Here is a 1,125-nt window from a genome sequence, read left to right as displayed (position 1 = left end):
CGGCAAAGTATGTGGATGGCATGCTTTGCTGTTTGCTTGTGCATAGCATTATTACTAAGTTGTTCATCGAAAGTTATATAAAAAGAGGAATAAATGAGCTTTATGAGTAAGTGGTAATTTTTGGAATAACCACAAATTATATATGCTTTTTGTTGGTCGTGAAGGCCAATACTCTCATTGGCTCGAGCGATGTATAGTCGCTAAATTAAGTTGGCAACTTTTCCGTGCTGTTATTGGCATTTAGTACCCATTGTTTGACCTTAATACGAAAAACGACATTACCCATCAACAATGTTTGCCTGAGTTTCGGCTGTTGTATTAACGGCTGCATTTTCTGCAGTTGAAGATAACTACTTTACAAAAGAACTCTCCATGCAAACTCGCCGCGAACTCTTCTTTGCCCCTTTTCAGCGTCTGGCTGTAATCGCAGAGCAATGGCGAGCTGGGTCTAAATCTTACTTAACAGACTTAGCTTCAATCGCGTTACTGCTTCTCCCACTGACATTATCCAACGCGCTGGCTATTCTACTTGGTCACGCATTTCGAGTGGCGGGCTTGGGGGATGTTTCCTTACTGCTTTTCCACCTTTCCGACATTTTGATCAACCTATATCCCACGGCATTTTGCGTGGTTGCTGCATATTATTTGTCGCACAAAGCCAATGTATCGAGCGGGGTGCTTATCATTTATTCGCTGATCATGTTTTATTTGGTGTCGATAGAAAATGAAAGCCTATCCGCCACGTATACGTTGCCCAATAACTCTCTGTTGGCGCTGATCAGCGCCATGATGTCGTATTTGTACTGCAAACATTTGAGAATTCAATTGCTTGAACCCCAAGCACTGGACTTTACTTCTCGGCTGTTTAAAGACGTTTTGCACTTTTTCGTATTTGTTCTTGTCGCGGTAAGCCTGTCTCACGTCACTGCGGCGATCATGGTGTGGTTTAGTGGCGCAGTGCGCAGTATCGGCGTCGATCCTTTAACGCTTGAAGGCGGTTTAATCTATCAAACCGTTTTGGGGTTGCTAGGGGCGACAGGCATCAATGCTCACAACATGTTGTTTGCCATCAAGCAGCAGATATACGCTGCGACCGAAGCCAACATGGCTGCTTGGCAAGCTGGC

1 pseudogene is annotated in these 1,125 nt (G+C 44.4%); it reads left to right on the top strand.

The features are described from left to right. Positions 1 to 372: 372 nt before the first annotated feature. Positions 373 to 1,125: pseudogene (locus R8N28_RS26335) on the top strand (diguanylate phosphodiesterase); the annotation flags it as partial.

It is taken from the genome of Vibrio sp. Vb1554 (assembly GCF_033344235.1).
This window is presented reverse-complemented; position numbering and strand designations above follow the sequence as displayed.